Origin of the sequence: Nocardia xishanensis NBRC 101358, assembly GCF_001613365.1 — a bacterium.
In the GTDB taxonomy this organism is placed as follows: Bacteria; Actinomycetota; Actinomycetes; order Mycobacteriales; family Mycobacteriaceae; genus Nocardia; species Nocardia xishanensis.
The window spans coordinates 90,005-110,957 of sequence record NZ_BDCF01000017.1 but is presented as its reverse complement, the minus strand read 5'-3'; the positions used below and the strand labels follow the sequence as shown (position 1 = coordinate 110,957).

Here is a 20,953-nt window from a genome sequence, read left to right as displayed (position 1 = left end):
CTCGCGCAGCACTTTTGGGCGAATCATTTTGGGATCCCACGATGGCACGTCGGACGCCCGCCGAATGGTGTGTGCTTGCTATGTGTCCGGAAGGGAGATTCCTCCCGTTCCCCTCACTCCCAGAGTCCCGCCGCGACAACGGGAGTCAGGGGCCGGGCACCCACACCAACGCGAGAAGTGTCCAGGGGCCACCATGACCGCGCCAGCAATACCCGCCGACATCGTCGGCGCATGCCACTACCTCCGAACCGTCGGCGGCCTACCCTGCCACGTCGACAACAGCAACCGAATCGCCGTCACCATCGGCGGCACCATCCGAGCACTCACAGTCCCCGACTACTGGGGTGCCCGAATCAAAGACAAGCTCGCCGAGTTCGGGCTGAAAGGCCCGACCATCTGGCACCCCTTCCACCGAATGACATTCCTCACCGGCAGCTACGACCACTCCGACCACTCCGACCGCACCGCCACCGTGATCCGCAGATCCGGATCGGTGCTCATCGAACCAGGCACACCGCTGTACCTGCCCGCACCAGGCGAGGAATCCCGCAGGTGGCAGACGCCAGTCCGAGATCTCTTCCGCCCAACGATGGCATCAGTGCTTGATGCCCTCGTCTACTGCGTAGAGGAGGAACGGAGGTGAATTTCGGGGAGCAAGTCACCCATTGCGGCGAGCAGTCCGCCCACTGGTACGTACAGGACGGTGTCATTCGTGTGCTTCGGTGGCACGACATAGACGGCAACGTCACACCAGTGCCCCACCTCTCACTCGGCGAGTGCTGCGAGGAACTTCCCCGCAACCTCTGGGAAAAGATCCGCCACGACTTCGACAACCTCCGGGCGCCGGTGCCGAAAATCCGCACGCCCAGCTTCTACGGTGATGATCAGCCGTGACACGCGCCGACGACGACTCCAGCGACGGGGACGATGTGCACATACAAGTCGACCTACAGGGCGTGATCCTCCACTACGCCGCACAGGCCGCAGCAGCATTGCGACTCATGCATGACGACCAGATGCGCCGCTACCTCAACAGCGTCATCCTCATCCCCGGCGATGCCACCGGATTGCGCAGGTTGCCGTGTGAAGCGCTGTACCTAGGCCCGTGATCTGGGACACTTCCGCTAGACCGCAGCAACCGAGAGGAGCAGGTCATGGGAAGTGTTCACCAGCTCGCACCCGCGCAACGGCGTCGATTTGAGAAGGAACAGCACGTGCCCGAATTCCAGGAATGGTTGGCGGAGATGGACCATGCGCTATCCATCTTCCTGACCGAGGATGCGCCTGCGGTCGGCGCACTAGACAAGCCGTGGTCCGCCGAGGGCCTGCGCCTGGCCAGTGAGGCGGCTCGCGCCATCTTCGGCGACCTGCATGGCGCCCAGGACCCCGCGAACGCTGCGGTCGCCGACCGCTTCATCCGGTACATCGGCCAGGTGTATTGCCGTTGCTTTAAGGCGAATTGGGTCAATGCCCCCGACGATGCCGGTGGTCTGTACCCGATGATTCGGGAGCCGTATCGACTGCTGTATATGGACGTAGGCGACCAGCTCGGGTTGGCGTTCGCCAAGGGCAGCAAGCGATTCCCGCTCCCCGACGAGAACATGCTTGCGTGGGTCTTCGGCAACTCCGACCGCGATTACAAGAAATGGGTGGCCGACAACAAGCCGTCCATAGAGGAACAGATGGATTCGCTTCGCACCGGAAGGTGACGGGGCATGAACATAGCAGGACACAGTGGGGCATCCCGACGATCTGTCGCCCGCGGAGCGGCATCAGTACCTTGAGAACTACGGACCAGGCAAGATCGCGAAGGGCGAGATCCCGAAAGGGGTCGACCGCTGGAAGGACGCGAACGCGGTCTGGCGGACGAATGGCATCTACGGCTACACGGTCGCGCGCGGCCTCGACATCGTTCTAGGGCTGAGGGAAGCCGGATGGACGCCCGAGGTGCCGCACAGGGCCGACACCGGGGAGAAGATCGTCGTCGACCGACACCTGGAGCAGGCGAAGACACCTGACGGTATCGCCGCGAACATCGAGATCAAAGCAGGTGCCATCAAGGGCGAACGCGACATGGCCCAATTACGTGGCTATGCCGACAAGCTCACCAAAGGTGAGCGAGTCATCCTGATCACCCGCGAAGCCAGAGAGGGCACCTTCAGTAAGGAAGCGCGCGAGGAGATCGCGCGGTTGTCCCAGCAGTACCCGCAACTGTTCCGCGTCATGAAAATGAACGAGCGCGTGTTTCAACGCGTCTTGGAGGCTGGCACGCGTGTGGTGCAGAAAGAGCAGCGGCAGCAACTTCGCGACAATCTTTCCCGGCTCCCCGCGGCGCAGGAGAAGGAAGCGCCAGGACGCGGCATCGGCGACATCGCTCGCGACTACCTCACTGAGATCACGAAAGCCAAGGAGCAGGGGCGCGAAGTCGGTATCGAGCAGATGCGGTTCGTCTACCACACGTTGCGCGACCTCGACCGGGCGGAGCTGCGCGTAGCACTGGACAAAGCAGACGAACGGCGCCAAGCGCTGGGGCTGCGGTTCCACGAGAACCGCGAGGTCGAGAAGTGGCTGGAGCTTCGGGCGCTGGACGCGCACGCCGAAACGTCCAGGCCAATCGACAACATCGGGCATGAACTGTTCGACCGGGAACGCGAAAGCCTGGACAAAGCAGCCCGCGAAGCACATCGGGAGATCGCGCAGGCACGCGAGCAGGGCAGAGCCCTCGACATCGAGCAGGTACGCCAACAGCACGTTGCGTTGGGCAATACTTACGCCGCGGTCCAGAAGATGGAGCGCAAGATGTTCGAGGAGTTGTCACGGGGCTTGCCAGATCCGCCACGGGACAGCCCGCTTCAGAGCCGTGAGGAATGGCTGCTCGGGATGAAGCTCATCACCGATCAACGTGACAAAGAGATGGTTTCGCGGATCGATGGCCTCGGTGAAATTGCGAAGCGGGAGCAGGAGGCGCGAGAGGCACGCGCGCAGCACCAAGCGCTGGAGAGAGACGCCATCGAGCGCGGCATGGACCCGATGGTTGCCCGCGTGCTCGGACTGAACCATCTCCTGCCCGGTGAGGAAGCGCGGCGAGTAGAGCGCGACGCGGATCCGGATCATCGCTCACGGATGGCTGCCGAGCGAGCGGCCCGTGAGCAACGGGAGCGTGACCGGCAACGCGGGATCGAACGCGGGCCGTCGTGACCTACTCTTCGATCCGCTCCCGCACGGTATAGGACGGCAGGAGCTGTTGCCGTAAGCGCAGTGTCCGGCCGTCCAAGTACTGGACGTCGTAATCCACCATCCCCATCCAGTCGCCGCGGCCCGTTGGAATCCAGTAGAAGAGGATGCCGGGCACTTCGCCGGTCATGTCGATGCCGGCCGCGTTCTGACGGATGGGGATGCCTGGGTTGCGGAGCATGACGGCGTCGAGGCGGACCCACACACGTTTCGCGGGCTCGCGGTGACCCCAAATCTCGTTTGTGACGGCAGGCCCCCACCCCTCGACCCGCTCCGTTTCCTCGTTCGCACTCATGTTCGAATGATAGCCAAGCTCACAGCCCGGCAACAGTGCAGCAGTCTTCCCCGTCAGAAGCCGTGCCCGATACGCTCTCCCTCTAAACGTGTAACAGCCCACACAATAGCGCAGATCGACACTGCGACACGGCCACTCACCCCAGGGGGAACCCTTGACCTACCAGCCGCCACCGCCACCGCTCGGGCCAGCCGGACCGCAGCAGCCCTACTACGGGCCGCCCCGCCAGCCGGGATACCCGCCACCGCCACAGAAGAAGCAATCCCCGGTGCTGTGGATCATCCTGGGCGTGGTCTTGGCACCAATCCTTCTGTGTGGCGGATGCTTCGGCATCGTCGCCATGAGCAGCAGCAACAGCGACGACCCCACGACCCCTCGCCATTCGACGTCGGCCGCACCGCTCGCCGCGCCCGCCCCTGGAGCCCAGTCCCCTGCCCCCGCGACACCCGCGCCACCGAGTAGCAAGTACGCGCCCGCTGGCACGGCCGTCCGGGATGGCAAGTTCGAATTCCAGGTCACCGCCATCGATGCGCCCGTCACGAAGATTGGCGCCGGCAGTTTCTGGGAAGCGACCGCGCGAGGCCAGTTCATCGTCGTCCACGTGAACATCACCAACGTTGGCAACGAGCCCCGCGGATTCTTCGGCGACAACCAGAAGCTCATCGACGACCAGGGCCGCGAGTTCGAGGCGAATTGGGAAGCCGGACAGGCGTTGAACGACGACATCGATGGAACGTTGAACCCTGGATTCACGGTGTCGGCGGCAATCGCGTTCGATATCCCGCCGGGGACGGTTCCTGCCGCGGCCGAGTTCCATGACTCGATGTTCTCCGGCGGCGTGAAGGTCGCGCTCCGCTAGTCAGCGGGGACAGAGATCGAGCATTCCCATCCGCGCCCTCGCCGCAACCATTGAGCGGCTGATGAGGGCGGGATACGGAATGCGTCGCAGGCCGCGCCGCGCAGGACGTCCATGTCGGTGCCGGTGATGCCGCGGTGCGGCCAGATTTGGATCCGGTTGCCGGTGACGCTGACGTGCCCGACTTCGCGCCACCACTGCCAACCAGGATCGATCCATACGGCGACTTCCCCTGCGGGACTGCGGGTTGCGATACCGAGTGCATCGAGGAGATCGGAGGCGTCAGCAGTGACGTGCGCGCAGATGAATTCGTCATAGTCCCGGACCACTACCCCTTGCCCCCTCACCTCAAACCATAATCTCGAACACATGTGCGAATCCTATCGTGTGTTTGCTGGAACGTCACGTAGCAAACCGCTCGCACCCTCGACACGACGAAAACGGCCCCTGAACCACCAAGGTTCAGGGGCCGTCCAGCTTCGTTACGTGATGGTCAAGAAGGACGTAGCGCCCGACGTCACAGTGCCCGTCGACGACGCACCGTCACAGAACATCTGGACTCCGATAGCAGTGATGCTTGCGAGGTTGACATTGTTCACCGTCACAGTGCAGGTACCGGAGTTGCCGCTGACACCCGAGCCCGCCGACCCGATCACTGTGCCGTTCTGATCGACCACGCGGATCTGATGCGTGCCGCCAAACGATCCCGTAAATGGGACTTGCGCGGCAACAGTGGCATTGGACTTGCTGCCCTGCACGACAAGACGATGCGAGCCATCCACCGAACTGCCTGGGTAGGTGCCCGTGTTCGCCGTCCAGGACGTGATCGTCGTCCAGGTGGAGTTAACCGCCCACGTCTGCGTGCCGTTCTTCGTCATACCGCTGGGAGAGAACGTCACCGCGGTCGCCGACAGCGTGCCAGCACCCGAGAAAGCTACCGTCGCAGTCGGATAGCCAGTCGCCGACAGTGTTCCAGCCCCAGAGAGAGCCGCAGTGGCAGCAGGGACACCGAGCGCAGAGAGAATGCCGGTGCCGGAGAAGGTCGCCGTGCATGAAGGTGTGGCAGAGACAGCGAGCGCACCAACGGCTTCGAACAGGGCGTCGCCCTCGTTCATTGGCACCGAGAATTCGCCAACACCGGAGAACCCAGCCGTCACAGCAGGGGCGCCGATGGCGGAAAGGTCACCGACAGCGGTGAACTGGGCTGTCGCATGCGCAACCGCGATCGCGGACAAGGTGCCAGTCCCGGTGAAGGGGATGATCGGCGGCGGCTCGTACCAGCGTATTGCGGGCAGGCGGGTACGAGAACCGCTCGGAAGAGACGCTGACGATGCCGGCGCCCCAGGCAGGCTAGCCTGCCACCGCGACGACGTCGGCAGAGATGCCATCAGCTCAGGGCGAAGGAGGGAGTGACCTTGATCGTGCCCGCGCTACCAAGGGTGATGTTGGGGCTGAGAGCCGCCTTGTCATAGAAGGTGCCCGAGCTGGACGCCGACCACAGGCCCACGTGCGTGTACGTTCCCGCGGGAGCCGTAAACGTCAACTCAGCCATGGACAGTGCGCCACCGCTGCCAGAACTCCATGTGCCCTGGACGCGGGCGTAGCCGCCACCTGTGGCCTCGTTGGCGCCGGTCGTACTCGGGTCGGCGGTGTGCAGGCTTACGTAGACGCTCGATGAGCCTGCGAGAGTTTTGTAGGCGTCGGCGAGGACTTGCCTGGTTGTTGCGACGGCGATTGCCATGAGTGCACCTCAAATACGCTGGCACCCAACGGGATACCGGCTAAAAGGAAAAGAAGACTGGGGAGGGGGAGATCACTCCCGGACGACTTGCCCGGCGTACCAGCAGAAGTCTTTGCCGTCGCTGTAGTGGACGTAGATGCGGAAGGTCGCGGGCAGGTTGATGGTGTCCGCGACAGTGGACGACACATTCCAGCTGATCGAGGTCGACGCGACGGAGGCGTCCCAATCAGCGAGCACGGCGCCTGTCAGATCGCTGATGATGAGTTCACAAGTCGTACTCGGAGGGACCGATTCCCCTGCGGGCATGAGGATTTCGTGAATGAAATCCTGACCCTTGACAAGGACGAGCGTGTCGATGAGAGGTTCGTTTCCGATGGTCACGCTGCACCCTCGATCTGTGTCACGCCGAGTTGCATGAGCGCCCACCGCCAGCCGTCATCGGGATCGTCGGGCCAGAAATAGAGAATGCCGGAACCTGGAAGCCGCTTCATCGATGGACCTTTCGGTCCGCCATTGATCGGGTTCGCAGCGAAAACCAAGGTTTCCGGTAGTTGATGGTTACGCCTACCCGGTTGAACAACAACAGCCACGTACTCGTGTGCGTTGCCGTTATCGGGATCCGGGAGCGGCGGGTCGAGTTTGTACACTCGCGTCCGTCCGGGGTAGATGCCCTCGACGAGCGGGATATGCACTGTGGCATTCCTCAAGGTCATGCTCCTGCTGATTGGATGACGAATACGCGCCCAGCGCCACCAGCGCCGAAAGTCCCCGCGGCACCGAGTTCACAGTTGCCGCCAGCGCCGCCGCCTCCACCCGGAGCACCGCCAGCGCCGCCGTTGCCGGCCGTGGAGATCAGGCCGCGGTTACCGCCGCCTGCGCCGCCTCCCCCACCGCCGCACGGAGTCAGCGAATCCGTCGGCACTGAACCGCCAGCACCGCCATGACCAGCAGTGCCACCACCGCCACCGCCAGCCGCACCGCCAGCGCCAGCGGAGCCCAGCGCGGACGAACCCCCGGAAAACCCCGCGAGGTCGAAATCGCCAGCATTGTTTCCGCCAGCGCCAGGACCAGAAGACGATGCCATCGCGCCCCGGCTCGTGTGGATCGCAGGCGAAACGCCATGCTCGCCCACAACATACGACCCGAACGACGAGATGCCGCCCGCCTGACCTGCCGAAGTTCCGGGAGCGCCAACAGTGATAGCCACGGTCGCCGGCAGGTCGGCGGCATCGAACTCCATGTACTTGTAGCCGCCATGGTTCCCGCCGAGCTTCTGGGCTTCGCTGCCGCCGCCGCTCTGTCCGGCCTGGCCCCCGCAAATGACACCCACGCCGATACGGCCACCAATATTGGTCCAGGTTGCGTTTCCGGAGTAGACGGTCATGGTGCCGCCGTCTTCCAGCGACACAATGCGTACTTCGTGGTTGTCGATCGACCCGGCGTGCGAGGTGATGGGCGCTTTGACCTCGTTGTCGTGAGTGCTGCGCGCACCGTCTATGGAAGAGACGGACCCGCTTGTCATGGCGGTTTTCGCGTCCTCTTCCGTCATCGCCTGAAAGGCTGCAAAATCGCCTACGTTGAGCGCGCCATCAGGATTGGATTGATTGGGGGCGGTCACAGGCGATCACCCCCAATACCGGGTCAAATATCGTTTGAAATTTCGGGCGGGATCGGAGGAGGCGGCGGCGACGGAACGTGCAACTGGATGAACGCCAACAGGTCCTTCACGTAGTCGACGAGCACATCGATACGGCGAACGTCCTGGTAGTGCTGCGCAACGTCCGCAACATGCTGAGCCTCAAGGGTTTTCACACGATCGCGAAGATCCTTCAACTCATCCCGAAGCGGTTCGAGGACGGCAGTGAAGTCCGCACGCTGTGAATCCAGCGAGCGCGACCGCGGGGCAAAGAACCCCGCGATCACACCAAGCAAGCCAGTGGACGCCCCGATCACGGCCGTCCAAATGGCGCTCATCCGATCGACGGAGTCTTAGCCGCGGCCACGCCCAAGCCGAGCGCAGTAGTCACAACCGCAGCGACCGCACTGGCCTGCGAGTCGGAGAAGACGCCGTAGGCGATCAGGACCGGCTGCGCGACCCCAAGGATCCCGTACAGCCAAGTCCGCCAGGTCGCAGTGGAATTCGCGCCGGCGACGCTGAAGCCGAGCACTGCGGCGACGACCGAACCCCAGAGGGCGGCGTTGGAGTCGTTCAGAAGGCCGAGGGTGACCAGAAGGACCTGAACCGGTGCGAGCAGCGCGTAGAGGCGACCGCGTACATCAGCGGAGAGGTCACGAAGGGTGTCAAAAGACATGGAGATACCTCGTTGGGTAGTCGAAATAGAGTGACGCACAGTTAGGCGGCGTCGGCGAGGGGCTTGTCCGTCTCGCCTGCGTTCAGCAGGCCGAGGGTCGGCTTAGGCATCCAGTAGATGCGGCCGTGCTCGAAGTCCTGGAACGCAGCGCCGTCGAACGGCTGCTCGTCCGAGGTCGGCCACCCGAACGGGCCGTTCTCAAAGCCTGAGCGGTTCCAGTGGTCTCGGATCGCTCCATGCACCCAGAGAGCGATCGGTTGGCCGTATCGCCGGTACAGGGCGCCGCCTTGGAAGCCCTGCACGTCGCCCCACGGTTGTCCATCCGGCCCAGTAAGCACGGTGTGGTCGGTGGTCGGGTAGCCGAGCGGGCCGACTTCCCAGCCGAGCGCTTCGAACTTGCTCCAGAGGGCGTCCGGGATCGGGTGTGCACCAGTCGAAGGCGACCAGTAGATGTAGCCGTGTTCGAAGTGCGCCCAGCGGCCGATGTTGTCGGGACACACGTTCTCGCCGGCAGTCAGCCGGGCGCCGAGCCACGGCGACACCTCCGCCTTCGCGTCGATCTCGTTCACCAGCGTTGCACCACCGGCATATTCGCTGACGAACGCGGCGAACCGGTCCCATGGGAAGCCGGGGCCGACGTCAGTATGTGTGCCGATTCCGAGTTCGTCTGTGACATATCGGTGGTCGCTTATGCCTTCGCCCTGGTAGTAGGGCGGGGCGATGACGACCGGTGCGAAGCTGTACTTGCGTGCGTCCTGGACGGCGAGCCAGGCGGCGATCCGGATGTCGTGTTCGCGGGCAAGCCACTGCTCCCGCGACCATGACGCACGGGATCCGGCGAAGCACAGGTTGATCGTGTACGAGTTGGCGTCGAGGACGGACCAGCTGGCGTAGTCGGTGTCAACGACGTCGCACACGACGCCGTCGCGCACGGTGTAGTGGTAGGAGGCACCGTTGTTCGGGTTGTTCAGATAGCTCGCCAGCGACTCGGCGGTGCCGTCGCCCTCCTGCGTGTGCAGCAGGAAGTTCGTGACGCGGCTCCCCCACCGGTTGCTGCGAGAGTTACCGAGGCGGTTGAGTTCGGTGAACTGGGGTGCAGGCATCAGACGCCCACCTCCGGATAGCGATCAAGGATTGACTTGCGCGGCTTCTTGGACAGGTAGCGCTCGACTGAAAGGACGCGGTCACGCTCTGTGTCGTCGGCGGTTTCGAGGTATTCCAGGACCGCTGCCACAGGATGCTGCGTCGGGTTGTAGCCCGGATCGCGGACGGGCATATTGCTGACCGTCGCGCCGTCACGTGACGGCAGCCCGTGCCGCTGCTGCTTCGGCGCCTCGTATCCGGCGATGATCCGTTCATCCGCGGGCAAGGCCGCGGCCGGGTCAAACCCGAGAGCTTCCGCCAGCTGCCGCTTCGCGTCCTGCGGCAGCGAGCCGACGAACTCTTTGATGTCGAACTGCGAGCGGTCCGGCGCGTCGATGTCCACCCACACGCCGGGTGAGGTCAGCCAATGCGGATCCGTCTGCCGCGGCTTCTGATACTTGATCTTCTGCTCCGGCGGGACAGTCGAACCCATTGGACGCGCGCCGCAGTCCCACAGTCGACGGCTGACCTGCTTCAGGTATTCGACCGGGAACGGGAGCGGCGCCCCTTTCATTCCGGGCAGGCCACCGAACATCCAGATGAAGGCTTCCTCTGGATTGTTGGGATTGGTGTTGTGCTGTTCGGGGAACTCGCCGCCCTTCAGCCGCGGCAGCGTATCCAGTTCCTGGTCAGGCAAGCTAATTCTCCTGCTGCTATCGGCCGTGCACCGCGAGCTGCTGCACGAGGGCACCGAGGTCAGAGATCAGGCCCAACGCTCGTTGGCCGCGATCCTTGTTCTTGTCTTTCTCGCCGATGGTGCATTTCCATTCGGGGAGGCTTCCGCGATCCCATGCGAGGGTCAGTTCACGGACACGGTCGACGTAGATTTTGTAATCATCGAAGCCGTATTGGGCGGCGAAGTCACCGAGCACTTGTGCGCCGATGCGGTCGCCGATGAAGAAGTGACCTTGACCGTTGTCGCCGATATACCAGGGTGCGCCGTCGCGGATCATCACCTCATGCGAAAACCATGATCGTGTTTCATGGAACTCTTTTCGCAAAGACAGCAGCGCTTCGAGCGTGTACGCCCGATCGCCGTTAGATGCGATAGATTCGAATGGTCGAGCCCATCCCGAGTGGGCGACTCGTCCCGGACTTCGGAAATGCATCCAGGCTAGGATGGTGTCCCAGTACAGCGGCTGGAGGAGCGCATCCACGGTTCCGCCGATTGGGGGGATAAACACGGCAGCGGCCAGGAGATCACCTAGGGTCTGAATCGTATTGTGACTGACGATTCCGTCAGCACAGTAGTTCTTCCAGCCCGGAACCGTCATATCGAAGTAGTCATCAACACCCAATGATTGAATGCTGACAACTTCTCGATATGCGACGTCGAGCGTCTCAGGAACGGCTCGGTAATCAGAATCACTGACATCAACCGCGTCGATATCCAAGGCATCGCCATCCATATTTTGGATTACGGCGATCTCCGTTCCGACGGAAATACAGGATCCTCTAACCCACCCAGATCGAGAGAGGAACCGATGCTGCTGAGTGGCCTTGATCTTTTTTCCGTCAGAAAGTGTGTACTCGAAGAGTTCCGCTTGCCCTTTGAGGAACGCGCGTGAAGCGACCGCCTCGACGCGTCGCCCGTAGGGCGTTACAGACCACACCCGGAATGGCGTCCCTCGTTCAGCGAGAACGTCGATTCGTTCGTCGCCATCGGGGCTCTGGACAATTGTGTCACCCGCGACGCAGGCGCTGATCAATTCGTTGACGAAGGGCATCGAGTGCCCTCCAGCTACGACTTGGATCGAGGTCGAATAAGTGAAGTTAAACTTGGACGACTCAATGCCGGTGTCGTCGCCCTCCAGGAAGACCACATAGGGGCAGGTCTTGTCGGTGAGTTTCAGGCCAGGAATCTTGTATGAGTCCGGGACAGCGGGGTCGATGACGTCTTCGATGACCTCATCGATGAAGTCTTCCGCGAATTGCGCGAACGTGCGCCTGAGCCCAAGGAATGGGTCGCCGCCGTTGGAAGTGTCGGTGTAGTAGCCGCTCTTGTCGACGATGTCGACGACGAGGCAGCCGTTGCGCAGTGTTTCGCCCGCGATCGGTTGTTCGTCGTCGGTTTCGATGAAGCGGCGGACTTGAATGGACAACTGGGCATCCTCAAGGATGTCCTTGCTCATATCCATCCAGTACTTGAACCGAGAGTTGGGGACGGACCAGATGGTGCCCGCAAGCATGTCTTCGGCGAAGGTGGTTGGTTTAACCACTACTGACCAGTTGGACATGCCGACTGCGCCGTAATCCATCGGGTCGTCGGGCAGTTCCCACAGGTTTTCCTGTTCCCGCATGACGTTCAGAAACAGGGCGGTTTTCAATGCCCAAATAGACGGTCCTGCCGCGAAAAACACGCGCGGAAACTGCACGAAGTCGGGCAGGAATGGGTTACACCACACGAGGTAGTAGCGCAGGATATCCATGTCGTGCAGCCAGCGCACGACCAATACACGGGTGCCGTCTTCTCTTTTTTCAACCGTGTGGTCATGGATGCGTCCCGACCAGCGGGCGCCGTCTTTGTCGACGGTGATGAAGACGTTGCGCTTCTCGCCGTTGTCGACGCGCTCACTGACCTGGAAGATCCATTTGGCCAGCGGATCATGCAACGGGATTTCGGTGAGGCCGGTGCCGACGTCGTTGTCGATCCACGTGAATTCGGCGGTGTATTCCGATTCCAGGACACCGGCTAAATTAAAATCACCGGTCCAGATACGCATGAGCGGCGGTTCGAGGCGAGCACGTGCCTCCGCTTCCTCTTGCGCAATGGTCGCTTTCCAGATTTCGCGACACTGTTCCTCAAGGGACAGGTCAAGAAGTTCAGTCATGCCCTAGCCCCCCAGCAATGCGGCCAGCGACGCTTGCAATACACGTCTACGCGAGCACCGCCGGTCGGCGCGTTTTCAACTTTCACCGGGAGATTCGTTTCCGGCGTGAACGGCGCAATCGTATGCATGAAGTAGATGCCATTCATTGCGCCAATCAGGTTGGTTCCTGCGAAGTCCCTGATCATGAGTTCTTCGGTGCGGCGGACGACGATTCGTGCGCCGCCGTTCACGTCCGTCAGCAACGGCAGCGTGATTTTCCGGTTTGCCCACGTGCCGCCTGGCACCCGCTGATGCTTCTTACCGGTCCACGAGTAGTCCGGGAGGGTCCATTTGCCTCGGGTGACGACCCATTCCAGATGCATCGGCAGCGGGGTTGGGTTCGCGATCGTCACGAACCCTTCCGAAGTGCCTGACGAGCCGGTCTCGAAGTAGTCGAATGGCTCCGTCTCCCACCTGTCTTCGAACCAGAATGGCTGCGGTGCGACCGCGGAAATCGGCATGATCGACGCCGACCGGAGGTGCCCGTCCTGCTCCATATCCGGTGCAGGGGCCTCGGTCAACGCCACGTACAGGCTTCTTGTCCCCGACGACGGGGTGGTGATCGACAGTTTCGTCAGCGTGGCATCCGGGTCCCACGGGTCGATGTCGAAGACCCAAGCGGACCGGAACCGGTCTTCAAGGTCCTGCCAGTCGGCGGGGTTTTCGCCCTTGATGGACACACCGAACGTCAGGTCCCGTTGCTGATATTTCTTACCCTGATAGGTGGAGCCTTTTTGGAACGCCGAACTCTTGTAGAAAGTGGTGACCGGCGCATCGTAGATTCCCTTGACCCCACCTTTGGTGAGGAAGAGTTTCGGGGACACGCCGGGACCATTCAGAATGAAGTGTTCGTCGTTGCCGAAGACCTCCACTTTCGCGGAGCTATTCTGCAATTACTTCTAACCCTTTGCAGTGTGCTGAAGTGCGTGGAGGTCGGCGAACTGCTGAGCCTTCCGCAGCCCTTCGCCAGGGTTGGCGGCGCTGATGTTGAACACCATCGAGTTGTCGATGTTGTTGACCGTCGCTCCGCCCGTCGAGTTCTGGGTGACCATGTTCGCGGCGCCCGTCCCAGGGACAGCCGCGGCCTGATACCCGGACTGGGCGAGGCTCTGCGACGCCTGCGCGGACGCCATCCGTGCCTGGTCCCATGCCGCCAACTGCTTGCCGTAGTCGATGACTTCGGACGGGACTAGCGTGCGCGGATCCGGCAGCCCGAGCGGGCCAAGCGTTGAGGACAGGAGGTCGTCGAAACCGCTTTGCAGCGCGCTGGTGAAGCGCTGTTGAGCTTTCGCGCCGACCATCTCGAACGTGTCCACGCCAGGTGTGACCGGTGAGGGCAACGTCGGGCTGGTTCCGCCTTCGAGCGGTTGCGGAATCGCCTTGAGTTGCTGGTTGAACCCAGGGATCGACTGCACGAACTGGTCGAACATTTGCCACTGCGGGTTCGTCAGAACCGCCTCCGGCAAGCCGGAGAGGTTGAACCCCCAATGCTTGTTCTTGAGGATTCCGCCCTGGTCGTAGCCATGGCCGCGACCGATCACAGACAGCAGTTGGGCGCCGTACTTCTGTTCGCCGTAGCGGACCATCGCGTTCGTCATCGCCCACGGATCACGCCGGTTGTCGGGCAGTGACGGGTCGCGGTATGCCTGCCACGTCGTCGGGATCATTTGCCCCAGACCGACACCGGCAGCCTCGCCCGTCCCGTTGACGTCCACGATCTGCTGAGCGATGTTCGGATTGCCGCCCGATTCGGTGTCGATCTGACGCACCCAGGCGTCGATCTTCTCGGGAGTCGGCTCATACCCTTGGTTGCGATAGGCGTCGATCATCATCTGACGCCACTGCTCAGCACCAGCAGACGGCTGCCAGTCCGCGAACGGGCCAGCACTGCCGGAGCTGCCACCGAGACGACTAGTCACCCAGCCGATGACAGTGTCCGCCATCTTCCGCGCGAAAGCCTTCGGGATCTGACCGAACTCGCCCAAGCCGTCGAACACGGGCACCTGGTCGGCGAGACCGCGCAGCGGCTTTGCCAACAGGTTGTCCACCAACAGCGAGCGACCGCCGGAGACGATGCCGCCGATGCCCTCGCGGACACGGTCGAACAAGCCCTTCTTTTCCTCCTCCGACAGAGGAGCGAGGAAATCGTTGGCCGCCCAGTGGACATGGTCACGATGCTGGTTGTTGGTGACCGCTCCGAAGTCGTGCGGCCTACCCTCATCCAAGTTTTGCCAGCCATTGAGGGGCCAGTGGATGAGTTCCGCACTCTGCGGGTAGGTGTTGTAGATCCAGCGACTGATGTCCTGCATCGGGCCGCCGAGGTCAATCGCCTTGCCCTGCATGTGCAGGTCGTAGCCGCTGCCCACATCGACGAAGCGCTTCGCGCTCGTCAGAACGGCCGACGGAATAGCGGTTCGGACCAAGTCCCACAGCTGCATTTGGATCGGGTCCAGCGGATCCGACGTCTTGACGACGCCGCCGCCGTCAGCGAAGCCATCGCCACGCGACTGCTGACCGCCCGTCTTGAGCACGGAGCGACGCATCTGATACATCGCGTCATGCCCGCCCGCGGCACGGACCTCGTCTGCGGTCCAGACATGTTCACCACGGGAGAGCCGATACAGTCCAGCTTTGTCGTCCTTGCCGTTGCCGGGACCGTTGACGGGACCACCAGGGCCACCCATCGCGCGAGCACCGACAAGAGGCTTGTCGAACGTCGCGGACTGGCCGGTCACCCCGACGTGGTCGATCGGATCCCAGGTCGGCAGCCCGAGCTTGCCGGCGACCTTGTTCCAGATGTCGCCGAACGAGTTTAGGACGTCGATGACGGAGTTGATCGGTCCTTGAATGGCTGAAGTGACCTTTGACCAGGCGGAGCCGATTCCGCGAACCATCTCATCGAAGAAGCTCGGAAACTCCGAGAGGGCGTCCCTGAACTTGCCGAACACTTCGGGGCCGGTGATCTTGTCGAACACCGACGACGTCACGTTCTGGAGAAGATTGAACTTGTCCGAGGCAGAGGACTTGAAGTCCTCAAGCGAAGACTCGACGTCCGGCAATTTGGTAACGAGGCTGGCAAAAGCGGGGACGACCTTATTGGTCAGCGAATCCCAAGCGCGGGAACCGAAATCGGCTGCGCTCGTACCCAATTCATAGAACTTGCCGACGACGGCACCGGCTTCATCCTCGATTGCGTCGGTGAACCCATCCCATGCAGCCTGCGCGATGGTGGCCGCGTCTTTAAAGCCGGTCAGCGCGAGCTTTCCTTGCACGCCGATGGGGCTGAAATCCCACAGGACGCCACCGATGCCCTTGCCAACACCCAGCGCTTTCTCGCCAGCAGATTTGTCCGGGTCAGCCAGCCCGGCGATAGCGCCGACAGGTGACCTCTCGAACCGCTCATCGAGGTTCCAGCCGTCGATGCGGTCAATCAGCTTGACGATCTCGCGGATCACATCGAGGATGCCCTTGACGGTGTCTTGGACACCGCCGAAGAAGTCCCTGAGCCGCTGTTGCCCTTCCGGTGTGCTCAGGTATTCACGCCATTCGCGAAGTGCACGTTGGATGGAGTCAAACCACGACTCGCCGACCTCGTCCGAGCCTCGGAAGATCTCGCCGACAAGACCTGCGAACTCCTTGACGATGTCCATCAGTTGCCCGAAGGTGCGCAACGATTCACGCAGGAAGTTGCGGAACTGCTCCTGCCCCTCGGGCGACTCCGCCCACCGCCGGAACCGTTCAGCCAGATCGCCGAAGCCTCCGGACAAGCCGGGCAGGAATTCGCTGCCGACCTGCGACAACGACAGAAAGCCCTGAAGGATGTCGTTCAGCCCATCGAGTACTGGACCGATGGATTGGCGGACATTCTCGAAGATTCCCGCGACCTTGCTGCGGCTGGCATCCGTATCCAGGTCGGCAAGGGCACGACGAACACCGCCGTTGATCTCCGCCGCGATCCCGGTGAGCCCGGTCCGCAGCGTGTCAATCCACTTCGGGTTCGCCAGGCTCGTGACCGAATCCCCGAGGCCGGTGAACAGCGACTCCTGCACGGCCCGCCGCAGCTCACCCAACGCGGGCTTGAGCGCAAGCACCTGCCGAACGAAGTCCTGCGCGGCGGGCGACAACTTGCCCATCGCCTTCTCGAAAGCCTCAGCGGCAGTGCTGCCTTCGTTCATCGCGTCGATGACGCCTTGCTGCGCCTCGACAAGCGCCGCCTGCGCATCGGCAAGGCGAACGTGAGCGTCAGCCAATGTCTGGCGTGCGTCACCCTCAGACTCGATGGCCTGATTCACACGCTCCTGTGCGGAAACGACCTCGTCTGAGCCGTCGACGCCCTTCTCATTCGCCTCTGCCGCGCGTTCCCGCAGCTCGTTGGTCTCCCGGAGGACGTCCTGCTGGTCGACCAACGCTTGGTTGTACGAGTTCTGGGCCCGAGCGCGGTCGATCGCGTCCGCTTCGGGATCGGCGAAGGTCCGCAGCATCTCTCGATGTGCTTCCGCAACCGCGATCGCCGCGGACTGCTCGTTGAGCGCGGTCCGACCAAGCGCGCGGTTGAGGTCGTCGATGTTCTTCTTGGCGTCTGCGCGCGCCCTGTTGAGGTCTTTCTGCGCCTGGAGGGTGTTGCGCTGCGCATCACGGACACCGCGCTCGGCAGTGACGATCCCCCGCTGGGCATCAGCCACACCGCGGGCAGCGCTCGCCGCAGCCTTCTGCGCATTCGCGACGTTCTTCGCGTGCGCCTCAGCGTCTTCACCAGCAGATTCGGCAGCCTTGCTCGCCGCCTTGAATGCATCGCCGATGCCACGAGTGCCCACGACAAGGGTGGAGATCACCGCAACCACACCGGACAGCGCGGCCGGGAGGATCGCGACCACACCCGCCGCCTGTACCAGCTGACCGATCAGCGGGACCAGTGAGACAGCAGCCAACGCGACCAAGCCGACGAGCGCGACGTTGGTGATGTTCCGGAACGTGAACATGTTTCGGGCTGCATCGCCGATTGCCGAGGTCAGCCCCGAGAGGCCAGCGCCGAACAATCGGCCTACACGCCTGAATCCGTTCTGATCACGGTTAGCACGATCAAGCCGCTGGTTCGCGCGGTGCTCCTCGCCCAGCAGGCCGTTGACGCGGCCTTGCGCGTCGGCAAGGTCTCGTTGCGCGCGAGCGAGGCGTTGCGTGGACGCGAGGCGTTGCGACGCAGTCGAGTTCGCTCGCGACATCACTTCGTTGTGGCGTTCCTCCGCCAGCCGCAGACGGTCGAGCGCATCGCCCTGCCGCTGCCGAGCGGTGCTCAGGCGGGCTGCGATGTTCGCGACCTCGGCTTCAGCGCGGGCCACAGAGGCGCGGTCAAGTTCGACTTGCAGGCGGATCGCCCGGATGGGGCGGGTGAAGATGTTGCCGCGCAATCGGCCGCCGCGGCCGAGAGCACCCGCCGTGCCGATGCCACCCACCTGTTCACCGACAGCACCGGCCAGCGAGCGCAGTGCCATCAGTTGGGCGACCGCCGCCGCCGTGTCCACGTTGACATTCATCGTCAACGGGATGGCGGCTTGCCCTGTACGGAACGCTTCCAGTTGCGCCGTCGCCTGCGTGAGGTCGACATCGACGGGGATCTTCACATTCCCCACGCCGGTGGTGGCGCCACGGATGCGGGACCGGACGCCGGTCGTGTCGATCTTGACGCCGACCTTGACAGTCATGCCAGCGGTGGCGGCATTCAGCTTGTTCCGCAGGTCAGTGCGGAAACCAGCCGCCAGCTTCGGGCGAGCCTCGATGTCAACCGACAGGCCCTTGGTGGCGGCGTTGAGCTTGGTGCGCAGATCCGTTTTGAATCCGCGCATCAACACCGGTTCGACGGTGACCTTCAGCGACTCGTTGATCGGTGCGAGCTGCTTCTTGACCTGGGCGCGGAAGTCATTGGCGAGCTTCGGTCTAAGAGTCAGCCGAGCCGACCCAGCCTTGTACGCGGGCCAATCAGCCATACGACACCGCCTTTAGGCAGAGAAGCCCATCTGTCTGAGGGCGTCGAGGACGTTGTTGGTTTCCTGCTCGTCCCGGATCCGCTGCTCCGCGGTCTGTGGCCGCGGTTCAGGCGGGAACGGAGGCGGAAGTTTTCCGCCGAATACCGCGGGCAGTGCTCGCAGCAGTTCCTTGGTCAGGTCGATCTGCCGCAGTTGCAGCAGCACTGGCAGGCTGTAGCCCAAAGGCGTTGGAGGTGGGATCTTCTCGGGCAACGGCTGCTCGGCTCGGATCCGGCCGATGTCCTCGTTCATTGCGAGCGCGGACTTGTACCAGCCGTCTTCAGGCAGTCGGGCAAGGAACCTGTACAGCTGTGCCCAGGGACGTCGGCCACGGAAGTAGTCGTGTAGGTCGACGTTCCGGTCCTGGAGGTCCCATTCGATGTCAGCCCCGTAATCCTCGATCAGGAGAACCAGGGCTAGGCGCCCCCCGGCAGATCGTTGCCCTCCTCACCGGGCACAGCGTTGAAATGCTTGTTGATGTCCTGGATGAGTGGGACGAGGACGTCGATAGGTTCGCGGCGGATCACTGCCCACACGGCGTCGAAGGCGTCGCCGCACACGTTGGCGAACAAACGCCGGATGTCCTTGTAATCGAAACTGCCGTCTGCGTCGACCAGTTCGGCGAGAGCGGTGACCTGCTCCACGGTGTCGGGGGCGCCGATCAAGGTGGGCGGCTCGGTGCCGTCGAAAACGTACGGCTCGACAACCTTGCGGTCAGCGAGCGCTTCATCACGCAGAGTCGCCCAACGCGACTTCACAGGTGCATCGGTGGTCTTCTTCGGTGCAGGCATTGCTGTTTCTCCTGGCAGAGGGGGTTACTTGCTGGTCTTCGGGGTGCTGGTGGCGCGTTCGTCGACGGGCTTGGCGACGGGCGCCGGCTTGCGCACGGGTTCCGGCTCAGGCGTCGCCAGCGTGTAGCCGCGCGAGCGCAGGGTTTCGCGCTCCACAGCGGAGCCGACGAGCACGCGCACGCCGGCGGGGGACACCATGTAGATGGGTTCGAAAGCCATAGGAATCTCCTGGCCTGGCCGAAAGTCGTTGAGAGAGAAGGCCGCTCCGCGCGCGGCCAGGAAACACGCGCGGAGCGACGACTAGGAAGGCCGGATTAGGCGTAGGTGACGGCGAAGCCAGCCGAAGGGCCGGTCGCGTTGGTGACCACGATGTTGTGGCTGCCCGCGGTCTTCGCCGGGGTGATGATCGACAGAGTCAGATCGTCGATGAGCTGGAAATCGGTCGCAGCAGTACCACCAACCGTGACGCCAGTGACGCCGGTGAAGTGCTGACCGGACAGCACCAGGATCTCGCCGCCCGCGGTCGCCAGGTTGCCGGACGGAGCGCGACCGGAAATCGTCGGAACAGCCGCGACAGCCTCGAAGCCCATCTCATCCAGCAACGGGCCGACACCGGGACCACAGATGACGTTCTTCATCGAGTAGCCGAGGGTTTCGTCGATCTTCGCCGCCCAGGTGATGTTGTAGTTGAGAGCGCCGTCCTGAGCCCACGACTGCTCACCGATCTCGGTGACGGTCGCGCGCGGCAGGATGCGCAGGATCCAGATCTGGTTATCGCCCGCGCCGTCGACCATGCCGAAAATCAGTCGGTGATACCGGGTTTCGGGTGCGGTCGGGTCGTTGTAGCTGATTTCCTTGGTGGTCGCATCAGCGGTCACCGCGGACAGGTCGAGACCGCTGTACAGCTCCAGCGAACGCCGCTGTGTCTGAAGCAGCGTGGTGGAGACGGTCATCTTCCGGGAGATGATGTCGGTGCGGGGCGGCTCCAAAGCGCCCCATGCCTCGACGTCGCTGGATTCGATTTCCGGGCGGAAAGTCGGGGGTGCGTCCTTGGCGGTGAGACCCAGGCTCTCGAAGCCGCTGCTGGCGAGGCTCTGGAACTCGGCGGCCACACCCGAGGTGAACGCGGCCGGGATGGTGGCGGACATGTCGCCGATGAGGGCGAAGCCCTTGTTCGGGCGGCGGATGAGCGAGGGTCGCCAGTTGGCGACCTGCTCGAAAGTTGCTGCGGGCATGAAGAATCCCCTTGAAATGGGCACGCCACAGAACCCGCGCAGATACGCGGGTGGCGTGAAGAGTGAAAAGAGTGGCTAGGCGCGCGGGCGTCGATAGGAGAGACGCACGGTCGCGGTGATGCCGCGAAGCTGCCGGTTCTGCGGCGGAATGTATTGCCCGCCAGTGGTTTCCTCGGCGGTGTCGATCAAGAACCCGCCGGGCGCGGTGTTGCCTGCGGCGCGGATGCGTTCCTGGCCCGCGGTCTTCAACTGCTTCGACTCGGCACGCGTTGCGGCGACGTATTCGACGTCGATCAATGGGCTGTCGAACACGTCGTCTTCCCGGCCACCCACGCGGGTGACATAGATGAACGGAGGTTCGATTTCGTCGGATTCGAACGTGACGACCGGAGCAAGGTCACCCAAAAGCGCGCGCATGACTTCGTCGAACTCCGGGTACGGAGGCAGCGGCATTCG

Annotated in this window: 24 protein-coding genes; 6 read left to right on the top strand and 18 right to left on the bottom strand. The window is 63.0% G+C overall.

Annotated features, from left to right (window positions below; translation table 11 throughout):
- Window positions 1–193 precede the first annotated feature (193 nt).
- The 5 genes from NX1_RS16485 to NX1_RS16465 are packed head-to-tail and all read left to right on the top strand — an operon-like array spanning window position 194 to window position 3,198.
- Window positions 194–643 carry a hypothetical protein gene (locus tag NX1_RS16485; RefSeq protein WP_068059453.1) on the top strand — a complete coding sequence of 150 codons (450 nt, stop codon included), beginning with the start codon at window positions 194–196 and terminating at the stop codon, window positions 641–643.
- Entirely contained in the window at window positions 640–894 is a 255-nt protein-coding gene (locus NX1_RS16480; RefSeq protein WP_068059450.1) for a hypothetical protein, read from the top strand. Before NX1_RS16485 ends, NX1_RS16480 begins: the two co-directional genes overlap by 4 nt.
- Window positions 891–1,109, top strand: coding sequence for a hypothetical protein (locus NX1_RS16475; protein ID WP_068059446.1), 219 nt, complete (start codon window positions 891–893; stop codon window positions 1,107–1,109). The genes NX1_RS16480 and NX1_RS16475 overlap by 4 nt, the downstream gene beginning before the upstream one ends.
- A gap of 45 nt (window positions 1,110–1,154) precedes the next feature.
- Window positions 1,155–1,709: a hypothetical protein gene (locus NX1_RS16470; protein ID WP_157119809.1), complete on the top strand. Its 555-nt coding sequence runs from the start codon at window positions 1,155–1,157 to the stop codon at window positions 1,707–1,709.
- A gap of 25 nt (window positions 1,710–1,734) precedes the next feature.
- A complete protein-coding gene (locus tag NX1_RS16465; protein WP_068059441.1) occupies window positions 1,735–3,198 on the top strand; it encodes a hypothetical protein in 1,464 nt (487 codons plus the stop codon).
- A 1-nt stretch (window position 3,199) separates the two neighbouring features.
- Here the strand turns inward: NX1_RS16465 and NX1_RS16460 are convergent, their stop codons facing one another.
- The gene (locus NX1_RS16460; protein WP_068059438.1) at window positions 3,200–3,529 is read right to left on the bottom strand and encodes a hypothetical protein; all 330 of its coding nucleotides are present in this window, start codon (window positions 3,527–3,529) and stop codon (window positions 3,200–3,202) included.
- Window positions 3,530–3,797: 268 nt separating this feature from the next.
- Between NX1_RS16460 and NX1_RS16455 the strand changes: the two genes are divergently transcribed.
- Window positions 3,798–4,388, top strand: coding sequence for a DUF4352 domain-containing protein (locus NX1_RS16455; protein WP_245668527.1), 591 nt, complete (start codon window positions 3,798–3,800; stop codon window positions 4,386–4,388).
- Between the two features lie 479 nt (window positions 4,389–4,867).
- On the opposite strand, the gene NX1_RS36365 is transcribed toward NX1_RS16455, so the two are convergent.
- The 17 genes from NX1_RS36365 to NX1_RS16375 all read right to left on the bottom strand — a co-directional run bounded on the left by NX1_RS36365 (window position 4,868) and on the right by NX1_RS16375 (window position 20,950).
- Window positions 4,868–5,620: a hypothetical protein gene (locus tag NX1_RS36365; protein WP_157119808.1), complete on the bottom strand. Its 753-nt coding sequence runs from the start codon at window positions 5,618–5,620 to the stop codon at window positions 4,868–4,870.
- 152 nt (window positions 5,621–5,772) lie between these two features.
- Window positions 5,773–6,126 carry a phage tail fiber protein gene (locus tag NX1_RS16440; protein ID WP_068059426.1) on the bottom strand — a complete coding sequence of 118 codons (354 nt, stop codon included), beginning with the start codon at window positions 6,124–6,126 and terminating at the stop codon, window positions 5,773–5,775.
- Window positions 6,127–6,198: 72 nt separating this feature from the next.
- Window positions 6,199–6,507: an LtfC-like domain-containing protein gene (locus NX1_RS16435; RefSeq protein WP_068059423.1), complete on the bottom strand. Its 309-nt coding sequence runs from the start codon at window positions 6,505–6,507 to the stop codon at window positions 6,199–6,201.
- Window positions 6,504–6,818 carry a hypothetical protein gene (locus tag NX1_RS36360; RefSeq protein WP_157119807.1) on the bottom strand — a complete coding sequence of 105 codons (315 nt, stop codon included), beginning with the start codon at window positions 6,816–6,818 and terminating at the stop codon, window positions 6,504–6,506. The genes NX1_RS16435 and NX1_RS36360 overlap by 4 nt, the downstream gene beginning before the upstream one ends.
- A 17-nt stretch (window positions 6,819–6,835) precedes the next feature.
- Window positions 6,836–7,744: a hypothetical protein gene (locus NX1_RS37225; protein ID WP_157119806.1), complete on the bottom strand. Its 909-nt coding sequence runs from the start codon at window positions 7,742–7,744 to the stop codon at window positions 6,836–6,838.
- A 23-nt stretch (window positions 7,745–7,767) separates the two neighbouring features.
- Window positions 7,768–8,100, bottom strand: a complete 333-nt coding sequence (locus NX1_RS36350; protein WP_157119805.1) for a hypothetical protein — start codon at window positions 8,098–8,100, stop codon at window positions 7,768–7,770.
- Window positions 8,097–8,438 carry a phage holin gene (locus NX1_RS16425; RefSeq protein ID WP_084501483.1) on the bottom strand — a complete coding sequence of 114 codons (342 nt, stop codon included), beginning with the start codon at window positions 8,436–8,438 and terminating at the stop codon, window positions 8,097–8,099. The genes NX1_RS36350 and NX1_RS16425 overlap by 4 nt, the downstream gene beginning before the upstream one ends.
- Window positions 8,439–8,479: 41 nt before the next feature.
- Window positions 8,480–9,541: an N-acetylmuramoyl-L-alanine amidase gene (locus NX1_RS16420; protein WP_068059417.1), complete on the bottom strand. Its 1,062-nt coding sequence runs from the start codon at window positions 9,539–9,541 to the stop codon at window positions 8,480–8,482.
- Window positions 9,541–10,218: a phage gene 29 protein family protein gene (locus tag NX1_RS16415; protein WP_068059414.1), complete on the bottom strand. Its 678-nt coding sequence runs from the start codon at window positions 10,216–10,218 to the stop codon at window positions 9,541–9,543. Before NX1_RS16415 ends, NX1_RS16420 begins: the two co-directional genes overlap by 1 nt.
- Window positions 10,219–10,234: 16 nt before the next feature.
- Window positions 10,235–12,412: a Gp37-like protein gene (locus NX1_RS16410; RefSeq protein WP_068059412.1), complete on the bottom strand. Its 2,178-nt coding sequence runs from the start codon at window positions 12,410–12,412 to the stop codon at window positions 10,235–10,237.
- Window positions 12,409–13,323 (bottom strand): phage tail family protein, encoded by a 915-nt coding sequence (locus NX1_RS16405; RefSeq protein WP_068059409.1) that lies wholly within the window; start codon window positions 13,321–13,323, stop codon window positions 12,409–12,411. The genes NX1_RS16410 and NX1_RS16405 overlap by 4 nt, the downstream gene beginning before the upstream one ends.
- A gap of 27 nt (window positions 13,324–13,350) precedes the next feature.
- Window positions 13,351–18,432 (bottom strand): hypothetical protein, encoded by a 5,082-nt coding sequence (locus NX1_RS16400; protein ID WP_068059406.1) that lies wholly within the window; start codon window positions 18,430–18,432, stop codon window positions 13,351–13,353.
- 12 nt (window positions 18,433–18,444) lie between these two features.
- Entirely contained in the window at window positions 18,445–18,723 is a 279-nt protein-coding gene (locus NX1_RS16395; RefSeq protein WP_068059402.1) for a hypothetical protein, read from the bottom strand.
- 164 nt (window positions 18,724–18,887) lie between these two features.
- A complete protein-coding gene (locus NX1_RS16390) occupies window positions 18,888–19,262 on the bottom strand; it encodes a hypothetical protein (RefSeq protein WP_157119804.1) in 375 nt (124 codons plus the stop codon).
- A 24-nt stretch (window positions 19,263–19,286) separates the two neighbouring features.
- The gene (locus NX1_RS16385; protein ID WP_068059397.1) at window positions 19,287–19,481 is read right to left on the bottom strand and encodes a hypothetical protein; all 195 of its coding nucleotides are present in this window, start codon (window positions 19,479–19,481) and stop codon (window positions 19,287–19,289) included.
- 95 nt (window positions 19,482–19,576) lie between these two features.
- A complete protein-coding gene (locus tag NX1_RS16380) occupies window positions 19,577–20,497 on the bottom strand; it encodes a phage tail tube protein (protein ID WP_068059394.1) in 921 nt (306 codons plus the stop codon).
- A 75-nt stretch (window positions 20,498–20,572) separates the two neighbouring features.
- Window positions 20,573–20,950: a phage tail termination protein gene (locus NX1_RS16375; protein ID WP_068059392.1), complete on the bottom strand. Its 378-nt coding sequence runs from the start codon at window positions 20,948–20,950 to the stop codon at window positions 20,573–20,575.
- Window positions 20,951–20,953 lie beyond the last annotated feature (3 nt).